This is a genomic window from Francisella marina, from assembly GCF_008369785.1.
Taxonomy (GTDB): domain Bacteria; phylum Pseudomonadota; class Gammaproteobacteria; order Francisellales; family Francisellaceae; genus Francisella; species Francisella salimarina.
Genome location: NZ_CP043552.1, coordinates 1,008,032 through 1,029,220, shown reverse-complemented (window position 1 = coordinate 1,029,220; position 21,189 = coordinate 1,008,032). Strand labels below are relative to the sequence as shown.

The window sequence follows — 21,189 nt, the reverse complement described above, 5'->3', positions numbered from 1 at the left end:
ATAGGTAAATGGTGTATAATTCTAAGGGATAAATTTAAAAAGGATTAATAAATGAGAAAAATAATATTGGCTTCATTAGCTATATCTTTAGGGTTCACTTCAGGCTTTGCAATGTCAAAGAGTGAGCCTGCACAAACTCCTAAAGTTAGTGAAGTTTCACAGCAGTCAAGTAAACTTGTAGATATCTATACAAAAGATGATACTTCTTCTGACGTAACTGGACAAATTGACCTAAAAAACCAAGATAAATATAATATTTTCTACTGTAAGCAAAATAGCTGGTGCGAAGTTGTTAATAAAGAAAATGGTGATACTGGTTGGGTTAGTTTAGAACAATTAAAGCAAGCTAAACAAAAAGCAGCTAAAATCATGCACAAGAAAAATGCAGTGAAAAGATTGGAAGAGTATATGGTAATTCAAGATCAAAAAATTGCTCAGTTGTATGCAATGATGACGCAGCAACAACAAGAGTTCGTCAGAATTATAGAGCAACAGCAAATGCAAATTAATCAGCTGAAGCAAGCTTACTACCGTAGATAGTAACTTATAGTCTGCTATAGGAGCAATATGACGAAAAAAAAATTATTACCAGCTACAAAAGGCAAATCATTACCAGTTGTATCTGATAATAACCTTAGCTCTTATCTAAATTTTGTTAATAAATTACCAATACTGTCTCTTGAGGAAGAGCAAGAGCTCGCCAAACGCTATAAATATCAAAAAGACTTAGATGCTGCTCAGCAGCTTGTCTTGTCACACTTGCGTTTTGTTACTAAAATCGCGCGTAATTTTTCAGGTTATGGCCTTTCGATAGCAGACCTTATCCAAGAGGGTAACATTGGTCTAATGAAAGCTGTAAGTAAGTTTGATCCTGATCAAGGTGTCAGATTAGTATCATTTGCAGTGCATTGGATTAAAGCAGAAATGCATGACTATGTTCTTAAAAACTGGAAGATTGTTAAAGTTGCTACTACAAAAGCTCAGCGTAAACTATTTTTTAATCTTAGAAGTAGTAAAGATAAGATTGGCTGGTTAAGTTCAGAAGATATTAAGCAGTTAGCAGAAGAATTAGGTGTCAAAGAAGAAACAGTTATAGAAATGGAAAAGAGAATGTGTCAAGGTGATGCAAGTCTTGATTTACCATATACTGATGACGAAGGCGGGCAATCTAATCAACAGAGTCTATATTTAGAGGATAAATCATCAAATGTAGAACATCAAATAGTGCAACAAGATTATTATGATAACTTTAAGATGATTGTTAAAGATGTATTAAGTGGTTTTGATACGCGTACTAAAGATATTATTATGTCGCGTTATCTACTTGATACAAAAGCGACTCTTCAAGATCTAGCAGCTAAGTATAATATTTCGGCAGAAAGAGTGCGTCAGATTGAGGAAGAGGCACTTACTAAGCTTAAAAAAGCTATCAAAAACAGGTCCTAATTTTTAACTTTATTGATGGTTAATTATTCAAAAAAATAGTGTTACTTATGTTAATATTACCAGCAATATAGTTTTATTTACTTATTAGATGAAAGATTTTATACCCAAGGTAAAATCAAAAATAAAATCCTCAGTTTATTTAGATGGTTCAAAGAGTATATCGAATAGATCTTTGATAATTGCAGCTATGGCACAAGGTCAAACAACGTTTGTAAATCTACCTAATAGTGCTGATGTACTGGCATGTGTTGGAGCGTTAAAAGAGTTAGGCTGTCAACTAGAACATAACCAAGAATCTAAAACTTTGGTGATCCAAGGATGTAGTGGAAAATTTGTCAACTCAAATGCAAAAATATTTTGTAATGAGTCAGGTACTTTGACAAGATTTATAATCCCTATGTTAGCAGTGCAAGCTACTGGCCAATACTATGTATATGCAAAGCAAAGAATGATGGATAGACCTTTAGCTGATCAATTAATACCTCTTGAAAAGCTAGGTATATCAGCACTCTATCATCAAAAAGAGCATGCTATGCCTCTTACTATCAAAGCGAAGTCTTTAGATGGAGATAATATCGAAGTAGATGGTGCTAAGAGTTCTCAGTTTGCATCAGGTCTGCTTATGGCAGCTCCATATATGACAAAGGGCCTGCAACTAGACTCTATCACAGATCATAAGCAACCATATTTAGAGATGACTGCTAAAGTAATGGCGGAGTTTGGTATAAATGTAGATATTAATGGAAGTGTTTATAGTGTAAATAACTCTAACTATGTTTCCCCGGATAAATATGTTGTTGAGCCTGATGTTTCGACTGCATCATATTTTTGGGCATTTGCTGCTATTACAGGTTCAGCTATTAAGGTCATGAATGTAACGCAAAAATCTAAACAAGGCGATATTAAATTTTTAGAAGTACTAGAGAGAATAGGTTGCCAAGTTAATTACTTTGATGATGGTATAGAAGTTGTAGGTACAGATAGTTTGAGTGGTATAGAAGTAAATATGCGTAATTTTTCTGATACCTTTATGACACTTGCTGCTATTGCGTGCTTTGCAAATTCTGATACTCATATTTCAGGACTTAGTCATACAAGAGGACAGGAGTCAGATCGTGTTGATGCTATGGCAGAAGGACTTACAAAACTTGGTATCTATGTCGAGACAACTCAAGATAGTATTTTAATATCACCAACAAGAAGCAAATTTAAGCCAGCTGAAGTTGATAGTCATAATGATCATCGTATCGCTATGTCGTTAGCATTATTAGGATTGAAATATGATGGTGTTGTGATAAATAATGCAGAGGCGGTTAGTAAAACATGCCCTGACTATTTTGATAGAATGAGAAACTTAGTAGGTTCGTGATGACAAATAAAGAGCGTATTATTACCAGATATCTAAGTCAAAGATGGTATAAGAAGGCTCTTATTATCACGCCTAAAGAGCAGAGCTATTTTTATAAGATAAATGTTCTAAAGCTGGTGGCTTGTTCGGGCTATCTAAAAAATGAGCCTCCGCTAGGGTGTGTATTTGATGTAGAGGCTTGGCCCTTTGAGCATAAGTTTTTTGATCTTATCATATTAGATGAGAGTTTTATAAATTGTCCTGCTTTAATGAAAGCAATATTCAATCAGCTTCATTTTTGTCTAGCAGATGATGGTGAAGTTATTGTCGCTTGTTCGGGCAATATTAGCCTATACAGTTTATTATCAAGATTTATCTCAAATGGTTTTATTAGTAAGCGAGTTAGGTTAATAAACTATACTGGTAACTTCATAGTAAATATGTTCAAAAGAATTTTTAGTAAATATTTTGTAGTGGTTTTTAAGAAGGATAATTACTTCTCTGTTGATCCACTTAGTGTCGGAGAGCTAATCAAAGAACCTACAAAGTCTGAAGTAGCTAAAATATACAGTGGTGGTTGTGCTAAGGAAGTATATGGGAATTTTCACAAAGAAAAATAATGTAATTGCTTATACAGATGGAGCATGTAAAGGTAATCCAGGTATAGGTGGTTGGGGAGCTATCTTGAGTTATAATGGTGTTGATAAAGAGATTTATGGTGCCGAAAAAGATACAACAAATAATAGAATGGAGCTCATGGCAGCAATCAAAACTCTACAAGCACTAAAAAGAAAATGCGATATAACAATCTATACAGACTCTAAGTATCTTCAAAATGGTATTAACCAATGGTTAGCAAATTGGAAGGCTAATGGTTGGAAGACAGCAGCCAAAAAAGAAGTCAAAAATAAAGATCTCTGGCAAGAGCTAGATAGTTTGACAACTAAACACAATGTAACTTGGAGCTGGGTAAAGGGTCATAGTGGTAATCAAGGTAATGAAAAAGCTGATGAGTTGGCAAATAAAGCAATCTTTGAATTGATAGGAAAATAAGTATGGATAATTATTCTAATAAAAAAATTCTAGTTTTATATACTGGTGGTACTATCGGGATGATTAGTACTGAGCAAGGCTATGATGTTGAAGCAGGCTATCTGACAAAAACAATCGCTGGAATTAGAGATTTTTATCATTATGATATGCCAGAGTTCGAGATCAAAGAGTATAGTGATCTTATTGACTCATCAAATATTGACCCTAAAAGATGGATTTCGCTAGCACAAGATATATTGGATAACTATGCTAATTATGATGGTTTTGTGATTTTGCATGGTACAGATACTCTTGCTTATACGGCATCGGTATTATCTTTTATATTGGGTGAAATTGATAAACCAGTTATTGTTACAGGATCACAAATACCAATCTCCAAAATCAGGTCAGATGCTATAGCAAATATCCTTAATAGTTTGATTTTTGCATGCAATGATAATATCAAAGAAGTTTGTGTCTATTTTAATCAAAAGCTAATGCGTGGTAATAGAACTACGAAAATATCAGCGACAGATTTTGATGCTTTTGGATCTCCGAATTATCCAACTCTAGCAAAAGTTGGCATAGATATCGTAGTCAAGCAGAAAAGATTGTGGCAAAGACAAAAGTCACTTAATATACCAAGTTTAGATACGTTTACAATCCCTAAGATTGCGATATTACAGATTTATCCTGGTATGAATAGTGATATGCTATCAGCTATTGTTGAGCAACCATTACAGGGATTAATTCTCAAGACTTATGGTTCTGGTAATATGATGAATGATCCAGAAATTTATACGACTCTTAAAAAGGCTAGTGATAAGGGAATTGTGATAGTGAACTGTACGCAGTGCTTGTATGGTAGTGTCAAAATGGCTACATACAAAGTCGCAAGAGGACTGATTGATGTTGGTGTGATCTCAGGTCGTGATATGACTGATGAAGCAGCATTTGCTAAGCTTTTTTATTTATTAGGTCAAGCAAATATTTCTCTAAAAGAGATCAAGAGAGCTTTTGAAACTTCTTTGCATGGCGAAGTAACATTGTCATAGCAATTATAAAAATTTGTTTATTTTATAGTACTAATATAGTATATTGATACATGAAAAAAAATTCACTTATAAATAAGGGGACCAAACGATGAGTAATATTTCTGAATTAATAAAAGGTAACAGAGCTTGGGCTGAACAAATCAAAAAAACAAACCCTGAGTTCTTTGAAACACTATCAAAAGGTCAATCACCAGAGTATCTTTGGATAGGTTGTTCAGATAGTCGTGTACCTGCTAACCAAGTTTGTGGCTTGATACCAGGTGAGGTTTTTGTACATCGTAATGTTGCAAATGTTGTTTCGCTTACCGATTTAAATTGTTTATCAGTGTTACAGTTTGCTATCGAAGTTTTAAAGGTCAAGAAAATCATAGTATGTGGTCACTATGCTTGTGGTGGTGTTGAAACTGTTGTTAAAGATAAGAGCTATGGCTTGATTGACAACTGGCTAACATCTATCCATGAGGTCAAAGAGCAAAATAAAAAGTTTATTGAAGAGTCATTAGCTTGTTACAAGAATAATGAAGATGAGTACATGAAGAAAAAAGTAGATATGATGTGTGAGCTAAATGCACTCCACCAAGCTCTTAACCTATGTAAAACTACGGTTGTGAAAGATGCTTGGGCAAAAGGACTTAACTTCACTATTCATGCTTCTATATATGGTATTGGCGATGGTAAGCTGTATGAAATCGGTGGTGGTGTAGGCTCAAGAGCTGAGATGGATGCTATGTATGCCGAGGCTATCGAATCTATCAAATCTAGATATTGTCAAACTCAATCTTGTTCATTGTAATTCTTCTTTCTTATAGAAAAATCTTATCATTAATCATATTATATAGAATATATGTGATTAAAAATCTCCTAAATGTCGTATTCTGAAGCAGATACTAAAGCTAATAAGCAAAATTGAGATTATTCTTTAGAAGTATTGTTTTTAACGAAATTTGATTTTTCTATTTAATATTTTATACAAAATATAAGCTATTAAAGCAGTTGTAATATTAATAAAGAACACAGCTTCGACATATTGACTATAAATCTGACCATTAAATAGCGTAAGAGCATCTAATAATGTATAGATAGCAAAAAATATCAAACAAGCTGCTTTGAATTCTCTAGTTTTAAATAGTGCCAAAATTGAGAATAAAAAGATGGCTAACTCAAAGATTCCAATCTGGAAAACTGCCGGAGTAAAAATCCATCCTTGAAATTTACTGATACTATCCCCATCTACTAAATATGTAAAACTGTTGATACAAGCATATAGGCTTATATTGAAAATAATAAAGTAGTTAGCGTAGATATTTGCGTGATGTTTACCGTATATAATGCTAGAGTGTAAGAAAGCTATTATAAAAGGTGATATTAATAAACAAATACTTATAATTACAGTTACCATAAGTCGCTTAAGATTTGTAGAAATAGCTAGATTTTACAGCAAATGTTTTGGCTTGTCATATATTTAATAATAAACATATAGACAATCTAATAGATGATAGTTAAAATTTGCTACTAGACAATTGTTAAATAAATAAAAGGAAAACTTAATAATGCAAGTTACTGTAGAGAAGAAAGAAGGTATCCATTGTTCACTATTGATAGAAGTACCAGCGAATGAGATTGATAGCGTAGTTACTAAAGAGATTAACAAAACTGCAAAAACTATCAAGATGGATGGTTTCAGACCTGGCAAAGTACCTGCTGGTATGGTTGAGAAAAAGTATGGTGAGCAAATCCGTATGGAAGTGATCTCTGATATCATTCCTCAGAAGTATACTAAGGCTATACAAGATGAGAAGTTGGCAGTAGCTGGTATCGAGGTAGACCTTAAAGAAAACAAAAAAGGCGAGCCTCTTAAGTTTGTAGCTAACCTTGAGCTATTCCCAGAATTTGAAGTTTCAGGTTTTGAGAAAATCGAAATTCAAAAGCCAGTTGTTGAGCTAACTGACAAAGAAGTTAAGCAAATGATCGAAAACCTTAGAAAGCAAATGGCTACATTCTCAGAAGTAGAGAGAGCTGTGCAAAAAGATGACAAAGTTGTTATCGATTTCGTAGGTAAGAAAGATGGTGAAGTTTTCGAAGGTGGTTCTGCAAATGATCAAGAATTAGTGATTGGTTCTGGTCAAATGATCCCAGGTTTTGAAGATGGTATCATCGGTATGAATAAAGATGAGCAAAAAACTATCACAGTTACTTTCCCAGAAGAGTACCAAAACAAAGACTTAGCTGGTCAAGAAGCTACTTTTGATATCACTGTTAAGAAGATTCAAGAAGCTCAGTTACCAGAAGTTGACGAAGAGTTCGTTAAGAAGTTTGGTGTGAAAGGTGGGGTAGATACTTTTGAAGACGAAATCAAAGAAAATATGCAACGTGAACTTAAGTTTATCCTACAAAGAAAGATCAAAGATCAAGTATTCAAAGGATTAAGAGAAATCGCTGAATTTGAAACTCCAAAAGCTTTAATTAAAAGAGAAATAGAAGCTGCTAAGCAAAATTTAGTTCAACAAATGGGTGGTGGCCAAAACTTTGATGTTAACCAATTGCCTGATAACTTATTTGAAGCTAACGCTAAGCAAAAAGTTGATACTAGTTTAGTTCTTGATAGTGTAATGAAATCTCAAGAGTTCAAGGCAGAAGATGCTGAAGTTGAGAGCTTATTAGATGAATTAGTTCAAGCTTATGAAGAGCCAGAAAAAACTAAAGAGCAAATCAAAAAGAACGAAAAAGAAATCTCTAACTTAAAAGCTTTAGTTATAGAAAACAAGCTGACTGATTGGGTACTATCTCAAGCTCAAGTAACTGAAAAGCAAGAAGATTTCTTTGAAGTTATTAAAGAAAACATGCAAGCTCAGCAAGGTGGTTTCTAAGCTAGCTTATTAAGAGAGGATATAAATGATAACTAATAACTTAGTTCCTACTGTCGTTGAGAAAACAGCTGGTGGTGAGAGAGCTTTTGATATTTATTCAAGGTTACTAAAAGAGCGTATAGTTTTTTTAAATGGTGAGGTAAATGATCAATCAGCAAACCTTGTAATCGCTCAGTTGTTGTTTTTGGAGTCAGAAGATCCTGACAAAGATATATATTTTTATATCAATTCCCCAGGTGGTATGGTTACAGCTGGTATGGGTGTCTATGATACTATGCAATTTATCAAGCCGGACGTTAATACTATATGTATTGGTCTGGCTGCTAGTATGGGATCGCTATTGTTAGCTGGTGGAGCTAAAGGTAAAAGATATAGTTTGCCTAGCTCACAGATTATGATTCATCAACCACTAGGTGGCTTTAGAGGACAAGCTTCTGATATAGAAATTCATGCAAAAAATATTCTACGTATCAAAGATAGGTTAAATAAAGTTTTAGCGTATCATACAAGTCAAGATTTAGAGACTATTGTTAGAGATACTGATAGAGATAATTTCATGATGGCAGAAGAAGCTAAAGAGTATGGTCTAATCGATCATGTAATAGAGTCTCGTGAAGCAATTATTAAATAATTAAAGGAATTCTAATTCAATAATATGGCTAAAATTCTATACTGTTCTTTTTGTGGTAAGTCACAACAAGAAGTTAAACATATCATCGCAGGTCGTGATGGTAATATCTGTAATGAATGTATTGCTAAATGTGCAGATAAAATTCATAGCACAGAAGGAGCTTCTCTAGAGGATGTATCGTTTGAGAAGTTGCCAAAGCCAATCGAAATCAAAAAATATCTTGATGATTATATTATTGGTCAAGACAATGCTAAAAAAGTATTATCTGTGGCTGTATACAATCACTACAAAAGAATCACTTCCGAAACTGCAAAAGATGATGATATTGAGCTTAAAAAAAGTAATGTTCTATTACTAGGACCTACTGGCTCTGGTAAAACATTATTTGCCCAAACATTAGCAAAGCTTCTAAATGTTCCTTTTGCCATAGCAGATGCAACAACTCTTACAGAGGCTGGCTATGTTGGAGATGATGTTGAGAATATCATTGTTCGATTGCTACAAAATGCTGATTTTGATGTTGCTAAAGCTCAAAAAGGTATTATCTATATCGATGAAATAGATAAGATTGCACGTAAGTCAGAAAGTGCTTCTATAACACGTGATGTATCTGGAGAAGGTGTTCAGCAAGCACTTTTGAAGCTTATAGAGGGTACTGTATCATCTGTACCTCCTAAAGGTGGTCGAAAGCATCCTAATCAAGAGATGATACAAGTTGATACTTCAGATATATTATTTATATGTGGGGGAGCGTTTGCTGGTATTGAGAAAGTTGTTAAGCATAGAATGGATAAAGTTAGTATTGGTTTCAATGCGGATGTGGTACAACAAAAAAATAGCTTAGATACTGAAAAATTGATGCAGAAAGTCGAAAGTGAAGATTTGACTAGATTTGGACTTATTCCTGAACTTATTGGACGTTTACCAATTGTTACTGTGCTAAATGAGTTAAAAGAAGAGGATTTGGTCAAAATTCTTACGGAACCAAAAAATGCTTTAATTAAACAATATGTTAAGCTGTTTGAATTTGATGATGTAATGATTGAGTTTAGTGATGAAGCTCTTGTTGAAATAGCTAAAAAAGCAATAGCTAAAAAAACAGGTGCGAGAGGATTGAGAACTATTCTTGAAAATATACTTCTTGATGTGATGTTTCATGTCCCTTCATCTGAAGATGTTGAGAAAGTTATTATCAACGATAAAGTAATATTAGAGCAAGAAGAGCCAACTCTTGTAATGAAATCACAGCAGCAAAAACAATTAAAAGAGATAATCTAAAAAAATTACAGGAGAATGTAAGTTTATGTCAGAAGTCCTAAATGTCGTTCCTGTTATTCCCTTAAGAGATGTGGTTATATACCCATCAATGACTTTACCTTTAAATGTGGGTCGTAAAAAGTCAATTGAAGCAGTCAAGCAGGCATCTAACAGTTATAATAACTATATCTTATTAGCAACTCAAAAGAACGGTTCAAGTTCTGGTGATGTTGTTGATAATATATACGATATTGGTACGTTAGCTAAAATTGTTCAAATTATGAAGCTTCCTGATGGTAGCTTAAAGATCATAGTAGAAGGTGTAGCTAAAAGATTAGTTGCTAAATATGATAGTGTTGATGGGTGTATATTTGCTAACTTAGATAGCCTTCATATTGATGATAGTTATGATCCTAGTCAAGTTGATAAAGAGCTAAAAGCAATCTTATTGTCGATTAGTGATTCTCTCAAAAAGTTTGTTGATATTAGTGGAAAAGTGTCTAAAGAATCTTTAGCTACGCTTATAAATACAGAAGAGCCTCATAAGTTTATATATGAGATTTCAACTATTCTAAATACAGAGATTACTAAAAAGCAAAAAATTTTAGAAGCTACAGATATCAAAAATAAAGCGTTATTACTTTTATCTTGCCTATATGAAGAGTTAGAAATTCTTGAGCTAGAGGCTAAAATTAAAGATAGAGTCAAATCTCAAGTAGATAAGAATCAACGTGAGTACTATTTGAATGAGCAAGTCAAGGCTATTTATAAAGAGCTTGGTGAGGCTGATGAAGAGTCAGAAGTAACAGCTCTTAAGAAGAGAATTGAAACTACTAAAATGTCCAAAGAAGCAAAAGAAAAATGCTTAAAAGAACTTAAAAAGCTTAAAGCAATGCCTCCTTCATCTTCTGAATCTGCTGTATCAAGGAATTATATTGAGACTATACTCTCATTACCTTGGGGTAAGAAAGCAAAAGTTAAAAAAGATATTAATCTTGCTGAAAAAGTTTTAGAGAAAGATCACTACGGTATTAAGAAAGTTAAAGAAAGAATATTGGAGCATTTAGCTGTTCAAATCAAACGAGACAGTAATACAAAAGCTCCTATTCTATGTCTAGTAGGTCCTCCGGGTGTTGGTAAGACATCAATTGGCCAATCCATTGCTAGAGCAACAGGGCGTGAATATGTTCGTATGGCTCTTGGTGGTGTAAGAGATGAGTCTGAGATTAGAGGACACCGTCGTACATATATAGGATCTATGCTCGGGCAAATTATCCAAAAGATAATTAAGTCTAAGACGGAAAACCCACTTTTCTTACTTGATGAAATAGATAAAATTTCTTCTGATTTTAGGGGAGACCCATCTGCAGCTCTTTTAGAAGTTCTTGATCCAGAGCAAAATAGTACATTTAACGATCATTATCTTGAGATAGATTATGATCTATCTAAGGTGATGTTTGTTGCTACAGCAAATTCACTTGATATAGATCCTGCATTACGTGATAGGCTAGAAATTATACACTTATCAGGGTATACAGAGATTGAGAAGCAAGCAATTGCTAAGCAATATCTAGTACCAAAATCATTGGAAAACAATGGGCTGACTAAGAATGAAATTAATTTTACTCCTAAGGCTATTTTGGATGTGGTGAGATATTATACGAGAGAAGCAGGAGTAAGAAATTTACAACAAAAGATAGACGGTGTATGTCGTAAGGCTGTTAAAAATCTTCTTAAAGATCCTGAGCATGGTAAGGTATCTGTTACACAGAAAAATCTTGAAGACTATCTTGGCGTTCATCAGTTTGATTATGGTATCAAAAATGCCAAGCCTAAAGTAGGTCAAGTCACAGGTTTAGCATGGACTTCTGTAGGTGGTGAGCTACTAACTATAGAAGCTCTGGCGATGCCTGGTAAAGGTAAGGTTAAGTACACAGGTAGCCTTGGCGATGTCATGAAAGAATCAATTGATGCTGCTTTTAGTGTTGTGCGCTCGATTTCAAAAGGCTATGAGCTAGCAGATGATTGTACATATACACGTTCCTGAAGGAGCTACTCCAAAGGATGGTCCAAGTGCTGGTATCGCTATGACTACATGACTTTTATGAGAAAAAAGATGTACATATACACGTTCCTGAAGGAGCTACTCCAAAGGATGGTCCAAGTGCTGGTATCGCTATGACTACAGCTCTGGTTTCTGTATATACAAATAAACCAGTTAGAAATGATATTGCTATGACTGGTGAAGTAACTTTGCGTGGAGATGTTTTAGCAATTGGAGGGTTAAAAGAGAAACTTTTAGCTGCGCTAAGAGGTGGAATTAAAGAGGTTTTGATTCCTAAACAGAATGTTAAAAACTTAGCAGATGTTGATAAAGAAATACTTGAAAAACTTGAAATAACGCCTGTAAATAGTATAAAAGAGGTGTTAGAGAGAGTTTTTTGATGATAAAGTATTGAAACACTACATTTTTAGTGTTATAAAATTAAATGACACTTGTCGATTATGTATAAATAAAGGAGTTTAAGACATGAATAAGAGTGAATTAGTAAGTGCTATAGCTAAAGAAGCAGATGTTACTAAAGAAGTTGCTAGTAATACTCTGGATGCAACTATTGCTGCTGTAACTAAAGCTTTAAAGAATGGTGATAGCGTTACTCTAGTAGGCTTTGGAACTTTTCAAGTAAAAGAAAGAAGTGCTAGAGAAGGTAGAAATCCTAAAACTGGTGAAACAATCAAGATAGCAGCTTCTAAAGTTCCAAGCTTCAAAGCAGGTAAAGGTCTTAAAGACGCTGTAAAATAAAGAAAAATTACAAAAATAGTAATTTTTTGAAAAGCATACTTAACAGTATGCTTTTTTTTTATCTATAATATCTATAGTTTAATAAAGCAGTAATTATTTAAGGTTGATAAAATGTTACAGTCTTTCAATGATAGACTCAAAGGTCCATTTACATGGATTATAATTATTTCTATAAGTTTTATATTTGTCATATCTGGTATGACATTTTTTTTCACGAATATTGGCTCAAGTAGATCTTATGTGGCTAAAGTAGGTGATAATGAGATAGGTCTGCAACAGTTTCAGCAGTATGCTCAAAATGCTACAACTGAGGCACAGAAGAGAGCAGTTTTAGATCAGATGATAAATCAATACTTAGTACTTGCAGATGCGCAGCGCCATAATATTGCGGTATCTAAGTTAGCATTACAATCTGCGATATTTACAAATCCCATGTTTTTTGACAAAGAGGGTAAATTCTCAGCCGATAAGTTGAAGCAAGTTGTAGAGTATATTGGAGGTATGAGTAAATTAGAGCAAATCTTAACTCAAAATATTCAGGCAACAATGATTCCAAAGGCTATAGCGGATACAACAATAACAACTGATTATGAGAAGAAGCTTTTAGATAATATTTATCTAGTTAATAAAAAAATAGAGTATTTGAAGATATCTCCATCAGATTTCAAATCCCAAATTAAGCCTACTCAACAAGATTTGGAAGCTTACTATAATGCTCATAAAAATGAGTATATAAATCCAGCTAAAAAGAAAATTAACTATTTTATAATCACAAAAGATAGCTTTATATCTAAGAGTGATATTAGTGAAAGCGATATAAAATCATATTATGATACTCATAAGGAATTTTTTAAAGGCTATAACAAAGATGCTAAAACTACTATTGCGAAAATAATTCAAAATAGAAGAGCCTTGGAGAAATTTAATACTTACTCGCAGAATATTGATAGTATTAGTTTCACTGAGCTTGAAAAGAATTTAGGTAACCCTAAGGTGGCGAATATTGTGAATAATGATGAATCTACAATATCTACGGTAGCTAATAGTCAATTCTTTGTAAATACAGAGAAGTACTCAAGTATTCCGGTTGCTGATAATGAGATTTTAGTATATGAGGTAAATAACTCTCAGCCATCAACCCAACAAAAACTAGCAGACGTTAAGAGTGAAGTGTCTAAAGCCGTAATTGCAGAGAAATCTCAAAGATTGTCTTTAGAAAAGTCTCAAAAGCTACTTGATGACTTGGTTAGTGATAAAAAAGTAAGTGTTAGCTTCAAGCAAGCAACTATTGATAGTAACTCGAAGTCATTTAGTAAAGAGTTTAATGATTATGTGATGTTTAATACTAATAATCAGTATCATAGTTATCAAGCGGATAATGGTGATATATACATATATAAAGTTATTAAAGTTGAACCTTTAGGTAATAAAGATACTAAATTACCTAGGCAAGTATTAAATACAGTCAAAGAAGAAGAGTTAAACTTCTATTTACAAGTAGTTAAGCAAGAAGTTCCTGTTAAAGTTAATTACAAAAATATCTAAATGAATAAGCTAATCTATGGTCTTGCTGGACCAACAGCATCTGGTAAAACCTCTTTATCAATATCTATTGCAAATAAAATTAATGCTGAAATAATTAGTGTTGATTCATCACTGGTCTATAAATGTATGAATATTGGTACAGCTAAGCCAACTTTGGATGAGCAAGGAGGTATTAAACATCATTTAATAGATATAATTGAGCCAACAGAAAGCTTTTCAGTTGCTGACTTTATAACGAATGTTAATAAGATTAAAAAAGAGGTTTGGAGTAGAGGGAAAGAGGTCTTACTCGTAGGTGGAACGATGCTTTATTTCAAAGGTTTGATAGAAGGTTTATCATCTTTGCCTGAGTCACAGCCTGAAGTGAGGCAGACTCTTGAGTTAGAAAGAAAAGCAAAAGGTTTACAATATTTACATCAACAGTTAAATAAAATGGATCAAGAATCTGCTCAGAAAATTAATCCTAATGATCAGCAAAGAGTATTTCGTGCTTTAGAGGTAATTATGATAACTAGTAAAAAATATTCTGAACTTGTTAAAACATCTAAAGTCGGCGGATTAGAAGAGAAATTAAAGTTATGTGCCCCGGTACCTAATGATAGATCAATTCTACATGATAATATTGAATTAAGATTTAAACAGATGCTAAATCAAGGGTTTCTAGATGAAGTTCAAAGTTTACGCAAAAATCCTAAGCTTACTAAAGAAACTACTGCCATCCGAAGTGTTGGATATCGTCAGGCATGGGAATATTTAGATGGAGACATTAGCTATGAGGAGTTCGTTAAAAAGGGAATCGTAGCCACTCGCCAACTTGCTAAGCGTCAACTTACATGGATTCGTAATTGGCAGGATGAGATTAAATTGATTGAGATGGAGAGTCAAAATAAAGAACAACAAGTCTGGGAATATTTTGGTCATAAATAAGATTTGCTGATAACTTTAAATATTGTTAGAATATATCGCGAAGTTTAATTGTTAAACTTGATAAAATAATAACTATAACAAAATAATTAAAAGGAAGTGAAACAATGTCAAGAATATCATCTTTACAAGACCCGTTCTTAAACGCTCTAAGAAAAGAAAAAGTTAGCGTATCTGTATACCTAGTAAATGGAATCAAACTACAAGGTCAAGTAGAAGCTTTTGATCAGTTCTGTATCGTACTTAGAAATACTGTTAATCAAATGGTTTATAAGCATGCTATTTCTACTATAGTACCGGCTAAGAGTGTAAGAATGGTTTATAGCTCTTTTAACCCATATCATCAAAATTCAAATGATGAACAAGATGAGAATGTAGATGATATTCATTCTGATGATCTTGAAGCTCAAGAAAATCAAGGCAATGTTGCTGAGTAATCAAACTTTATATTCTTTTTTCTTTAATTCCATTCTGGAGTAACATAAATTAATGGAATTTTTCGAGTCTTATGAAGCAGGCAGTAAATGCTTACTTGTAAATATAAATTTTAAATATCGCCGCGAACTAAATGCTGATTTAGCTGAACTGGAAGGTTTGGTTTTAGCAGCTGATAAAGTTGTGTTGGAGAGTTTAGATTTCAATCATCCTGAACCTGATATCAAGTATTTTTGTGGTATGGGTAAAATGGAAATGATCAAAAATAAACGTGATGAGTTAGAAGCTGATCTTGTTGTATTTAATCATCCATTAAGCCCATCCCAAGAGAGAAATATTGAGAAGTTTCTTGAGTGTAAGATTATGGATAGAACGAGGCTTATTCTTGAAATATTCTCACTTCGAGCAAAAACTCATGAGGGTAAGCTTCAAGTTGAGTTAGCTCAACTAAATTATCAGTCAACACGCTTAGTCAAAGGTTGGACTCACTTAGAGAGACAAAAAGGTGGTATTGGTGTACGTGGTGGGCCAGGAGAAACCCAGCTTGAGATTGATAGACGTCTAATTAGACAAAGAATTAAACAAATTACTCAAAAGTTGGAAAAAGTAAAACATCATCGTGATTTAAGTAGATCCTCACGAAAGAAAAATAATATTCCAACAATATCATTTGTTGGTTATACCAATGCTGGTAAATCAACACTTTTTAACAAAATAACAAATGCAGATGTTTTAGCTAAAGACCAACTATTTGCTACACTTGATCCTACTTTACGTAAAGTAATTGTACCAAAACTAGGTGAAGTTATCTTCTCTGATACAGTAGGATTCATTAAGAACTTACCTCATGATTTAGTAGAAGCATTCCATGCAACTTTAGAAGAAGCTATAGAGTCAGACCTTCTAGTTCATGTGATAGATTATGCAGATGAGGATTATAAAAGTTATATCGAGCAAGTAGAAAAAGTTCTAAAAGAAATAGGTATCGCAGATAAAGAGATGATCTGTGTTTATAACAAAATCGATAAAATTGAGAATGCTTATGCTGGATTCGTTCCTATGGATGATTCAGACTCAAGTGTGGTTGGCAGAGTATATCTGTCTGCTCAGACTGGAGATGGTATTGAAGAGTTTTATCATGCGTTGGCTACATTTTTTAATAAAACATGGGTTAGTGAAACTTTAGAATTACCACCTAAATATTCAAAGGTTAGAGCTATGATGTATGAGCTTGGAGCTGTTGATGGAGAAGATGTTTCTGAAGAAGGTAACTATTTGCTTAAAATAAAAATTTCAGAAGATGATTTTGAAAGGTTTAAAAGAGAGTTTGATTTAGATTTAGAAGAGTTCTTCGTTAAATAAGTTTTGATCTTATTTGTACTCAGGAACCTCAATTGGATCTTTAAATATTCCAGCACCTATGAATTTAGAGATAACTGGAGTAGATGATATTTTAACTGTAATAGTCGATAAGTATTTTTTAACTATTTCATCAGATGCTGCTACAGATAGGTTGGTAAGCCCAACTTTTTGTTTTCTAGCTATAATATCTTTTAATCTATGTTGCCATTGATCAAAAGCAATATTATAGTCACCATTTGCTTTATGAAGTTCACCAGCTAATACATAAGCCTCAACGATTGCAAATATACTTCCAAGCCCCATTAATATAGATGGGCAAGCAGCAGAGTCTCCAACAAGAGCAACTCTTCCTTTGTGCCAAGTATCCATGCGTATTTGACTGACTTTATCAAAATAGATTTCCTCCACATCATTTAACTTGTTAAGTATATCTGGAGTCTCCCAGCCAAAGTCATGAAAAGATTTTTGTAGTAGTTCTTTTTTTTGCTCTAAAGTTACTGGGAATTGTTTCACAAGTTCAGCATCTAATGTAAACATAATCAAAGTTTCATCTTGGTCTAGACATACTCTTGCTACTTGTTGCTTCTCACCTACGCTCAGAGCATAAGTATATTTCTCATAATGATCGTATTTTTTGAGAGAAAGAGCTGCTACATATTTATCCAACTCATATTCTTGATATTCTGACTTGTCAAAAGCGATGTTACGTATATGAGAGTGTAAGCCATCAGTTCCTATAACCAAATCAAAGTCCTCTTTAGTTCCATCGCTAAGATGAGTAGTTATAGTTTTATCTTTTTCTTCTATTTTCTCGATAGATGTACCAAACCTAATATCTATACCTTCGCAAGCTTTATAAATAGTTTCTGCAATATCTCCGCGTTTGACACTTAGAAAGTCATCATAGTTATCAGTGATAAGAGATGAGATATTAACTTTTGAAGATCTTCTACCATTTTGATCAAAACAGTGAATATTCTTAATTTGATAAGATTTCTCTTTAAGTTGCTCAAATAGTCCCATCTTTCTCACTACTTCACAGGCAGGACCCCAGAAATCAACTAGGTAACCACCAGTTCTAAATTCCGAAGCTTTTTCAAAAAGAGTAGGTTGGAATCCATACTCTCTCAACCACCATGCTAAAGTTGTACCTGCTATGCCAGTACCATTTATTGCAATTCTTTTCATTTTCATATTCCTAAGAAATGTATCTCTATTATAGATTTTAGAGTTATATTGATAGTTATTCAATACAGCTTTACTGTGCATTTGATATTTATTTGTAGATAGTGCAAAAAATATAGGAAAATTTATATATAATAGGTAGGATAAAAATTATTCAATACTATTTTGGATTAGGAATTATAGGAATAACTATTTATGATAAAAAAGCTTAAAGAAAAATGGTTCTGGAGCAAAAACTCGGAGCAAGGGCCACCAGACTTAGAGGAAATAATCAAAAAATTCTTTGGCAAAAAGTCAAAGAAGAACGATGATGAGAATGAGAGTATTTATTCAAAAAATGCTAACAAGAATAAACCTGTGTTTGATAAACCTCCTGTAGCTAAGATTGCATCTATAGTTGTGGCAGTATTGATAGTTGCATGGATAGGTTTTGGTTTTTATGTGGTACAACCAGCTGAGCAGGCTGCTGTTCTTAGATTAGGCAAATTCTCAAAAATGGTAGAACCTGGTCTACACTGGCATCCTATTGGTATTGATAAGGTGTACAAAGAGAATGTTCAAGAGCTTAAAACTACGTCGTTAAAGCGTGATATGCTTACATCTGAAGAGAATATTGTTCATATTTCTTTTACAGTTCAATATCGTATTGTAGATTTAGAGAAATATTTATTTGCTAATGTAAACTCAACACGACTATTGCAGCAAGCTTTAGAAAGTGCTGTTAGACAGGTTGTTGGTGAAAATAAGCTAGAGCAGATATTAACTACCAATAGGGCTGTGATTACGCAACAAGTCCGTAAAGAGATGGAAGCACTACTAAAGTCTTATAATACAGGGATATATATTAGTGAAGTGATTATGCAACCAGCTCAAGCACCTGATGCTGTTAAAAGTGCATTTGATGATGTAATCAAGGCTCGTGAAGATCGTGAAAGGGAGCAAAATGAAGCCGAAGCTTATGCTAACAGAGTAGTTCCAGTTGCACAAGGTAAAGCTCAAAGAATTGTTGATCAGGCTAACGCTTATAAACAAAAAATTGTTTTAGAAGCTCAAGGTGAAGTTGCCCAGTTTGAACAATTATTACCAATATACAAAAAATCTCCTGATATAGTTATGAATCAAATGTATTTTAATACTATTTCAAATGTACTTCAGCACAATAAGATATTCTTAATAGATGGTGATGGTGCAAAAAATATTTTCTATGGTTTAGATAATGCTCAAAAGCAAGCATTATTACCAAATACTCAAGGGGGTAACTAAGATGAGTAAGTTTCTAAAAATATTCTTAGTACTTGTAGTGGTTGCTTCTGTGGTGGTTTTGAGTACTAAATTTATTGTTAAAGAAGGATCAGAGGCAGTTATTTTAAGACTAGGAGAGCTAGTTAAAGATAAAGATGGTAAAGCAATTGAGTATGAGCCTGGCTTGCATGTTAAGATTCCATTTATTGATACAGTCAAAACTTATGATATGCGTAATAGAGTATTAGAAGCAGACTCAGCTCGTGTTGTTACAAAAGAGCAGAAAGATGTTCTAATTAATGCTTATGTTGTGTGGAAAGTTAGTAATAGTAATATCTCAAAATTCTATACGAGTACAAGTGGAAGTGTAGAAAGAGCAGAAACTTTATTGAAACAGTTTTTAGAGTCTTCTTTGAGAGCAGAAGTTGGTAACAATGATATTCAAAGCCTAATCAATAATAATCGTGATAAGTTAATGATTGCTCTGACAAATAGTGTCCAAAAGCAAGCTAAGCAAATCGGTGTTGATGTTATAGATGTAAGAGTTAAGCAAATTGATTTACCAGATACTGTTACGGACTCTATTTACCAAAGAATGAGATCTTCACGTCAGAAAGTTGCAGCTTCTATTAGAGCTGAAGGTAAACAGTTGGCTGAAAAGATTAATGCAGCAGCAGATGCTAAAGTTACTGTAACAATGGCGGAGGCTGAGAGAGAATCTAAGATCATAAGAGCTGAAGCTGATGCGAAAGCAGCTAAGATATTTACAGAGGCTTATTCTAAGTCCGTACCACTTTATGAATTCTTAAAGAGTATGAACTCTTATAAAGAAAGCTTTAATGGTAAAAATGAAGTTGTATTTATGCTAAAACCAGATAGTAAGTTTTTCCAAGGTTTTAAGTTAGAACCAGATAGTAAGCTTGCAGAAGATATGAAGGAAGCAAAATAAAAATGACTAAAGTAAAAGTACTTTTTGTATGTAAAGGTAACATTTGTAGATCACCAACTGCTCATGGTATTTTTAGAGATATTGTCAAACAAAATGCCTTAGAGAATCATATTCATGTTGCATCTTGTGGCACTAGTTCACGTATGTGGGGACATGAAGGCCATGGAGCTGATTTACGCTCTATAGAAACGGCTAAGAAATATGATTGTAATCTTTCAGATCAGATTTCTCAGCAATTAGAGGAAACTGATTTTGCAGAATATGATTATATAGTTGCGATGGATCAAGAAAATATTGATACAATGAGAGAAATGTTTCCAAATGCTGATTTTTCAAAGGTATCAAGGATGTTGCAGTATGCTCCAACAATTGAGTTGACTGATGTGCCAGATCCATATTATCAAAGTAATTTTGAAAAGGTATTCCTCATGATAGATACTGCCTGTCACGGACTTTTTGAAAAAATAAAGTTAGAGTATAAATTATGAATTACACTAAAGCAAAATACATAATGGGTGCTGCAAAAGTTTCTCAACTTCCAGAAGATAATGGTATAGAGGTAGCTTTTGCTGGGCGCTCGAACGCAGGTAAGTCTAGTGCTCTTAATACTCTTACAGACCAAAAAGGTCTTGCTAGAGTAAGTAAGACCCCTGGTAGAACTCAGTTAATTAACTTATTTGATTTGGGAGATAATAAGCGTTTAGTTGATTTACCTGGTTATGGTTATGCAAAGGTTTCTGAAGCTATAAAGAGACAGTGGCAAAGTGAAATGGAGAGCTATTTGACTTCACGTAAATGTCTTGGTGGTATCGTACTTTTGGTAGATTCTCGGCATAATTTAAAAGAGTTTGACTCTTTGATGATTGAGATGGCAATATCTTTTGATTTGAACTTACATATTCTTTTGACAAAGGCGGATAAGCTAAATAATAAAGAAAGAGCCCAAGCAAATAGAATGATAGAGAGTTTTTTAAAAACTTTTATCCGTACAGATAAAATTTCATACCAGTTATTTTCTTCATTAAGTAAAATGGGTTTAGATAAGTTAAAAGAAAGACTCGATACTTGGTATCAATAATACTAGAAATACTTTTGTTATATAGATTAT

General features: G+C 33.4%; 21 protein-coding genes and 1 pseudogene. 20 read left to right on the top strand and 2 right to left on the bottom strand.

What is annotated here, in order from left to right; translation table 11 throughout:
• The first annotated feature begins 51 nt into the window (after positions 1 to 51).
• The 7 genes from F0R75_RS05130 to F0R75_RS05100 all read left to right on the top strand — a co-directional run bounded on the left by F0R75_RS05130 (position 52) and on the right by F0R75_RS05100 (position 5,674).
• Entirely contained in the window at positions 52 to 540 is a 489-nt protein-coding gene (locus F0R75_RS05130; RefSeq protein ID WP_149368092.1) for an SH3 domain-containing protein, read from the top strand.
• Positions 541 to 567: 27 nt separating this feature from the next.
• Entirely contained in the window at positions 568 to 1,446 is an 879-nt protein-coding gene (gene rpoH / locus F0R75_RS05125; protein ID WP_146421192.1) for an RNA polymerase sigma factor RpoH, read from the top strand.
• Between the two features lie 88 nt (positions 1,447 to 1,534).
• Positions 1,535 to 2,815, top strand: a complete 1,281-nt coding sequence (gene aroA, locus F0R75_RS05120; protein WP_149368093.1) for a 3-phosphoshikimate 1-carboxyvinyltransferase — start codon at positions 1,535 to 1,537, stop codon at positions 2,813 to 2,815.
• Complete coding sequence (locus tag F0R75_RS05115) at positions 2,815 to 3,414, top strand: class I SAM-dependent methyltransferase (RefSeq protein ID WP_149368094.1); 600 nt, start codon at positions 2,815 to 2,817, stop codon at positions 3,412 to 3,414. The genes aroA and F0R75_RS05115 overlap by 1 nt, the downstream gene beginning before the upstream one ends.
• On the top strand, positions 3,389 to 3,847 hold the full coding sequence (gene rnhA / locus F0R75_RS05110) for a ribonuclease HI (RefSeq protein WP_187986001.1): 459 nt from the start codon (positions 3,389 to 3,391) through the stop codon (positions 3,845 to 3,847). Before F0R75_RS05115 ends, rnhA begins: the two co-directional genes overlap by 26 nt.
• Positions 3,848 to 3,849: 2 nt before the next feature.
• Positions 3,850 to 4,881 carry an asparaginase gene (gene ansA / locus F0R75_RS05105; RefSeq protein WP_149368096.1) on the top strand — a complete coding sequence of 344 codons (1,032 nt, stop codon included), beginning with the start codon at positions 3,850 to 3,852 and terminating at the stop codon, positions 4,879 to 4,881.
• 88 nt (positions 4,882 to 4,969) lie between these two features.
• The gene (locus F0R75_RS05100; protein WP_013923346.1) at positions 4,970 to 5,674 is read left to right on the top strand and encodes a carbonic anhydrase; all 705 of its coding nucleotides are present in this window, start codon (positions 4,970 to 4,972) and stop codon (positions 5,672 to 5,674) included.
• 141 nt (positions 5,675 to 5,815) lie between these two features.
• Here F0R75_RS05100 and F0R75_RS05095 read toward each other — a convergent pair whose 3' ends face one another.
• The gene (locus F0R75_RS05095; RefSeq protein ID WP_149368097.1) at positions 5,816 to 6,280 is read right to left on the bottom strand and encodes a DUF6790 family protein; all 465 of its coding nucleotides are present in this window, start codon (positions 6,278 to 6,280) and stop codon (positions 5,816 to 5,818) included.
• 151 nt (positions 6,281 to 6,431) lie between these two features.
• Between F0R75_RS05095 and tig the strand changes: the two genes are divergently transcribed.
• The 9 genes and pseudogenes from tig to hflX all read left to right on the top strand — a co-directional run bounded on the left by tig (position 6,432) and on the right by hflX (position 16,705).
• Positions 6,432 to 7,748, top strand: coding sequence for a trigger factor (gene tig, locus F0R75_RS05090; RefSeq protein WP_149368098.1), 1,317 nt, complete (start codon positions 6,432 to 6,434; stop codon positions 7,746 to 7,748).
• 25 nt (positions 7,749 to 7,773) lie between these two features.
• On the top strand, positions 7,774 to 8,379 hold the full coding sequence (clpP, locus tag F0R75_RS05085) for an ATP-dependent Clp endopeptidase proteolytic subunit ClpP (RefSeq protein WP_013923343.1): 606 nt from the start codon (positions 7,774 to 7,776) through the stop codon (positions 8,377 to 8,379).
• Between the two features lie 24 nt (positions 8,380 to 8,403).
• Positions 8,404 to 9,657 (top strand): ATP-dependent Clp protease ATP-binding subunit ClpX, encoded by a 1,254-nt coding sequence (gene clpX, locus F0R75_RS05080; protein ID WP_149368099.1) that lies wholly within the window; start codon positions 8,404 to 8,406, stop codon positions 9,655 to 9,657.
• Between the two features lie 25 nt (positions 9,658 to 9,682).
• A pseudogene (gene lon / locus F0R75_RS05075) lies at positions 9,683 to 12,081 on the top strand (endopeptidase La).
• 85 nt (positions 12,082 to 12,166) lie between these two features.
• Positions 12,167 to 12,439: an HU family DNA-binding protein gene (locus F0R75_RS05070; RefSeq protein WP_004287553.1), complete on the top strand. Its 273-nt coding sequence runs from the start codon at positions 12,167 to 12,169 to the stop codon at positions 12,437 to 12,439.
• A gap of 111 nt (positions 12,440 to 12,550) precedes the next feature.
• The gene (locus F0R75_RS05065; protein WP_149368101.1) at positions 12,551 to 13,984 is read left to right on the top strand and encodes a SurA N-terminal domain-containing protein; all 1,434 of its coding nucleotides are present in this window, start codon (positions 12,551 to 12,553) and stop codon (positions 13,982 to 13,984) included.
• On the top strand, positions 13,985 to 14,911 hold the full coding sequence (gene miaA, locus F0R75_RS05060; protein ID WP_149368102.1) for a tRNA (adenosine(37)-N6)-dimethylallyltransferase MiaA: 927 nt from the start codon (positions 13,985 to 13,987) through the stop codon (positions 14,909 to 14,911).
• Positions 14,912 to 15,015: 104 nt separating this feature from the next.
• Positions 15,016 to 15,345 carry an RNA chaperone Hfq gene (hfq, locus tag F0R75_RS05055; protein WP_013923338.1) on the top strand — a complete coding sequence of 110 codons (330 nt, stop codon included), beginning with the start codon at positions 15,016 to 15,018 and terminating at the stop codon, positions 15,343 to 15,345.
• 52 nt (positions 15,346 to 15,397) lie between these two features.
• The gene (hflX, locus tag F0R75_RS05050) at positions 15,398 to 16,705 is read left to right on the top strand and encodes a GTPase HflX (protein ID WP_149368103.1); all 1,308 of its coding nucleotides are present in this window, start codon (positions 15,398 to 15,400) and stop codon (positions 16,703 to 16,705) included.
• Positions 16,706 to 16,714: 9 nt separating this feature from the next.
• On the opposite strand, the gene F0R75_RS05045 is transcribed toward hflX, so the two are convergent.
• On the bottom strand, positions 16,715 to 17,893 hold the full coding sequence (locus F0R75_RS05045; protein WP_187986002.1) for an FAD-binding domain: 1,179 nt from the start codon (positions 17,891 to 17,893) through the stop codon (positions 16,715 to 16,717).
• Between the two features lie 192 nt (positions 17,894 to 18,085).
• Between F0R75_RS05045 and hflK the strand changes: the two genes are divergently transcribed.
• From hflK to yihA, 4 genes are read left to right on the top strand one after another with little or no spacing between them, the layout of a single operon-like run.
• Complete coding sequence (hflK, locus tag F0R75_RS05040) at positions 18,086 to 19,153, top strand: FtsH protease activity modulator HflK (RefSeq protein ID WP_149368105.1); 1,068 nt, start codon at positions 18,086 to 18,088, stop codon at positions 19,151 to 19,153.
• Position 19,154: 1 nt separating this feature from the next.
• The gene (hflC, locus tag F0R75_RS05035; RefSeq protein ID WP_149368106.1) at positions 19,155 to 20,081 is read left to right on the top strand and encodes a protease modulator HflC; all 927 of its coding nucleotides are present in this window, start codon (positions 19,155 to 19,157) and stop codon (positions 20,079 to 20,081) included.
• A gap of 2 nt (positions 20,082 to 20,083) precedes the next feature.
• Positions 20,084 to 20,569: a low molecular weight protein-tyrosine-phosphatase gene (locus F0R75_RS05030; RefSeq protein ID WP_146421211.1), complete on the top strand. Its 486-nt coding sequence runs from the start codon at positions 20,084 to 20,086 to the stop codon at positions 20,567 to 20,569.
• A complete protein-coding gene (gene yihA, locus F0R75_RS05025) occupies positions 20,566 to 21,159 on the top strand; it encodes a ribosome biogenesis GTP-binding protein YihA/YsxC (protein WP_149368107.1) in 594 nt (197 codons plus the stop codon). Before F0R75_RS05030 ends, yihA begins: the two co-directional genes overlap by 4 nt.
• Positions 21,160 to 21,189 lie beyond the last annotated feature (30 nt).

What these genes read in the sequence shown, in the direction of transcription:
- F0R75_RS05065 (WP_149368101.1), top strand. Translation starts at nt 12,551, where the DNA reads ATGTTACAGTCTTTCAATGATAGACTCAAAGGTCCATTTACATGGATT.
- ansA (WP_149368096.1), top strand. Translation starts at nt 3,850, where the DNA reads ATGGATAATTATTCTAATAAAAAAATTCTAGTTTTATATACTGGTGGT.
- clpX (WP_149368099.1), top strand. Translation starts at nt 8,404, where the DNA reads ATGGCTAAAATTCTATACTGTTCTTTTTGTGGTAAGTCACAACAAGAA.
- F0R75_RS05070 (WP_004287553.1), top strand. Translation starts at nt 12,167, where the DNA reads ATGAATAAGAGTGAATTAGTAAGTGCTATAGCTAAAGAAGCAGATGTT.
- hflX (WP_149368103.1), top strand. Translation starts at nt 15,398, where the DNA reads ATGGAATTTTTCGAGTCTTATGAAGCAGGCAGTAAATGCTTACTTGTA.
- hfq (WP_013923338.1), top strand. Translation starts at nt 15,016, where the DNA reads ATGTCAAGAATATCATCTTTACAAGACCCGTTCTTAAACGCTCTAAGA.
- clpP (WP_013923343.1), top strand. Translation starts at nt 7,774, where the DNA reads ATGATAACTAATAACTTAGTTCCTACTGTCGTTGAGAAAACAGCTGGT.
- F0R75_RS05100 (WP_013923346.1), top strand. Translation starts at nt 4,970, where the DNA reads ATGAGTAATATTTCTGAATTAATAAAAGGTAACAGAGCTTGGGCTGAA.
- rpoH (WP_146421192.1), top strand. Translation starts at nt 568, where the DNA reads ATGACGAAAAAAAAATTATTACCAGCTACAAAAGGCAAATCATTACCA.
- F0R75_RS05130 (WP_149368092.1), top strand. Translation starts at nt 52, where the DNA reads ATGAGAAAAATAATATTGGCTTCATTAGCTATATCTTTAGGGTTCACT.
- hflC (WP_149368106.1), top strand. Translation starts at nt 19,155, where the DNA reads ATGAGTAAGTTTCTAAAAATATTCTTAGTACTTGTAGTGGTTGCTTCT.
- tig (WP_149368098.1), top strand. Translation starts at nt 6,432, where the DNA reads ATGCAAGTTACTGTAGAGAAGAAAGAAGGTATCCATTGTTCACTATTG.
- rnhA (WP_187986001.1), top strand. Translation starts at nt 3,389, where the DNA reads ATGGGAATTTTCACAAAGAAAAATAATGTAATTGCTTATACAGATGGA.
- F0R75_RS05095 (WP_149368097.1), bottom strand. Translation starts at nt 6,280, where the DNA reads ATGGTAACTGTAATTATAAGTATTTGTTTATTAATATCACCTTTTATA.
- miaA (WP_149368102.1), top strand. Translation starts at nt 13,985, where the DNA reads ATGAATAAGCTAATCTATGGTCTTGCTGGACCAACAGCATCTGGTAAA.
- aroA (WP_149368093.1), top strand. Translation starts at nt 1,535, where the DNA reads ATGAAAGATTTTATACCCAAGGTAAAATCAAAAATAAAATCCTCAGTT.
- hflK (WP_149368105.1), top strand. Translation starts at nt 18,086, where the DNA reads ATGATAAAAAAGCTTAAAGAAAAATGGTTCTGGAGCAAAAACTCGGAG.
- F0R75_RS05030 (WP_146421211.1), top strand. Translation starts at nt 20,084, where the DNA reads ATGACTAAAGTAAAAGTACTTTTTGTATGTAAAGGTAACATTTGTAGA.
- yihA (WP_149368107.1), top strand. Translation starts at nt 20,566, where the DNA reads ATGAATTACACTAAAGCAAAATACATAATGGGTGCTGCAAAAGTTTCT.
- F0R75_RS05045 (WP_187986002.1), bottom strand. Translation starts at nt 17,893, where the DNA reads ATGAAAAGAATTGCAATAAATGGTACTGGCATAGCAGGTACAACTTTA.
- F0R75_RS05115 (WP_149368094.1), top strand. Translation starts at nt 2,815, where the DNA reads ATGACAAATAAAGAGCGTATTATTACCAGATATCTAAGTCAAAGATGG.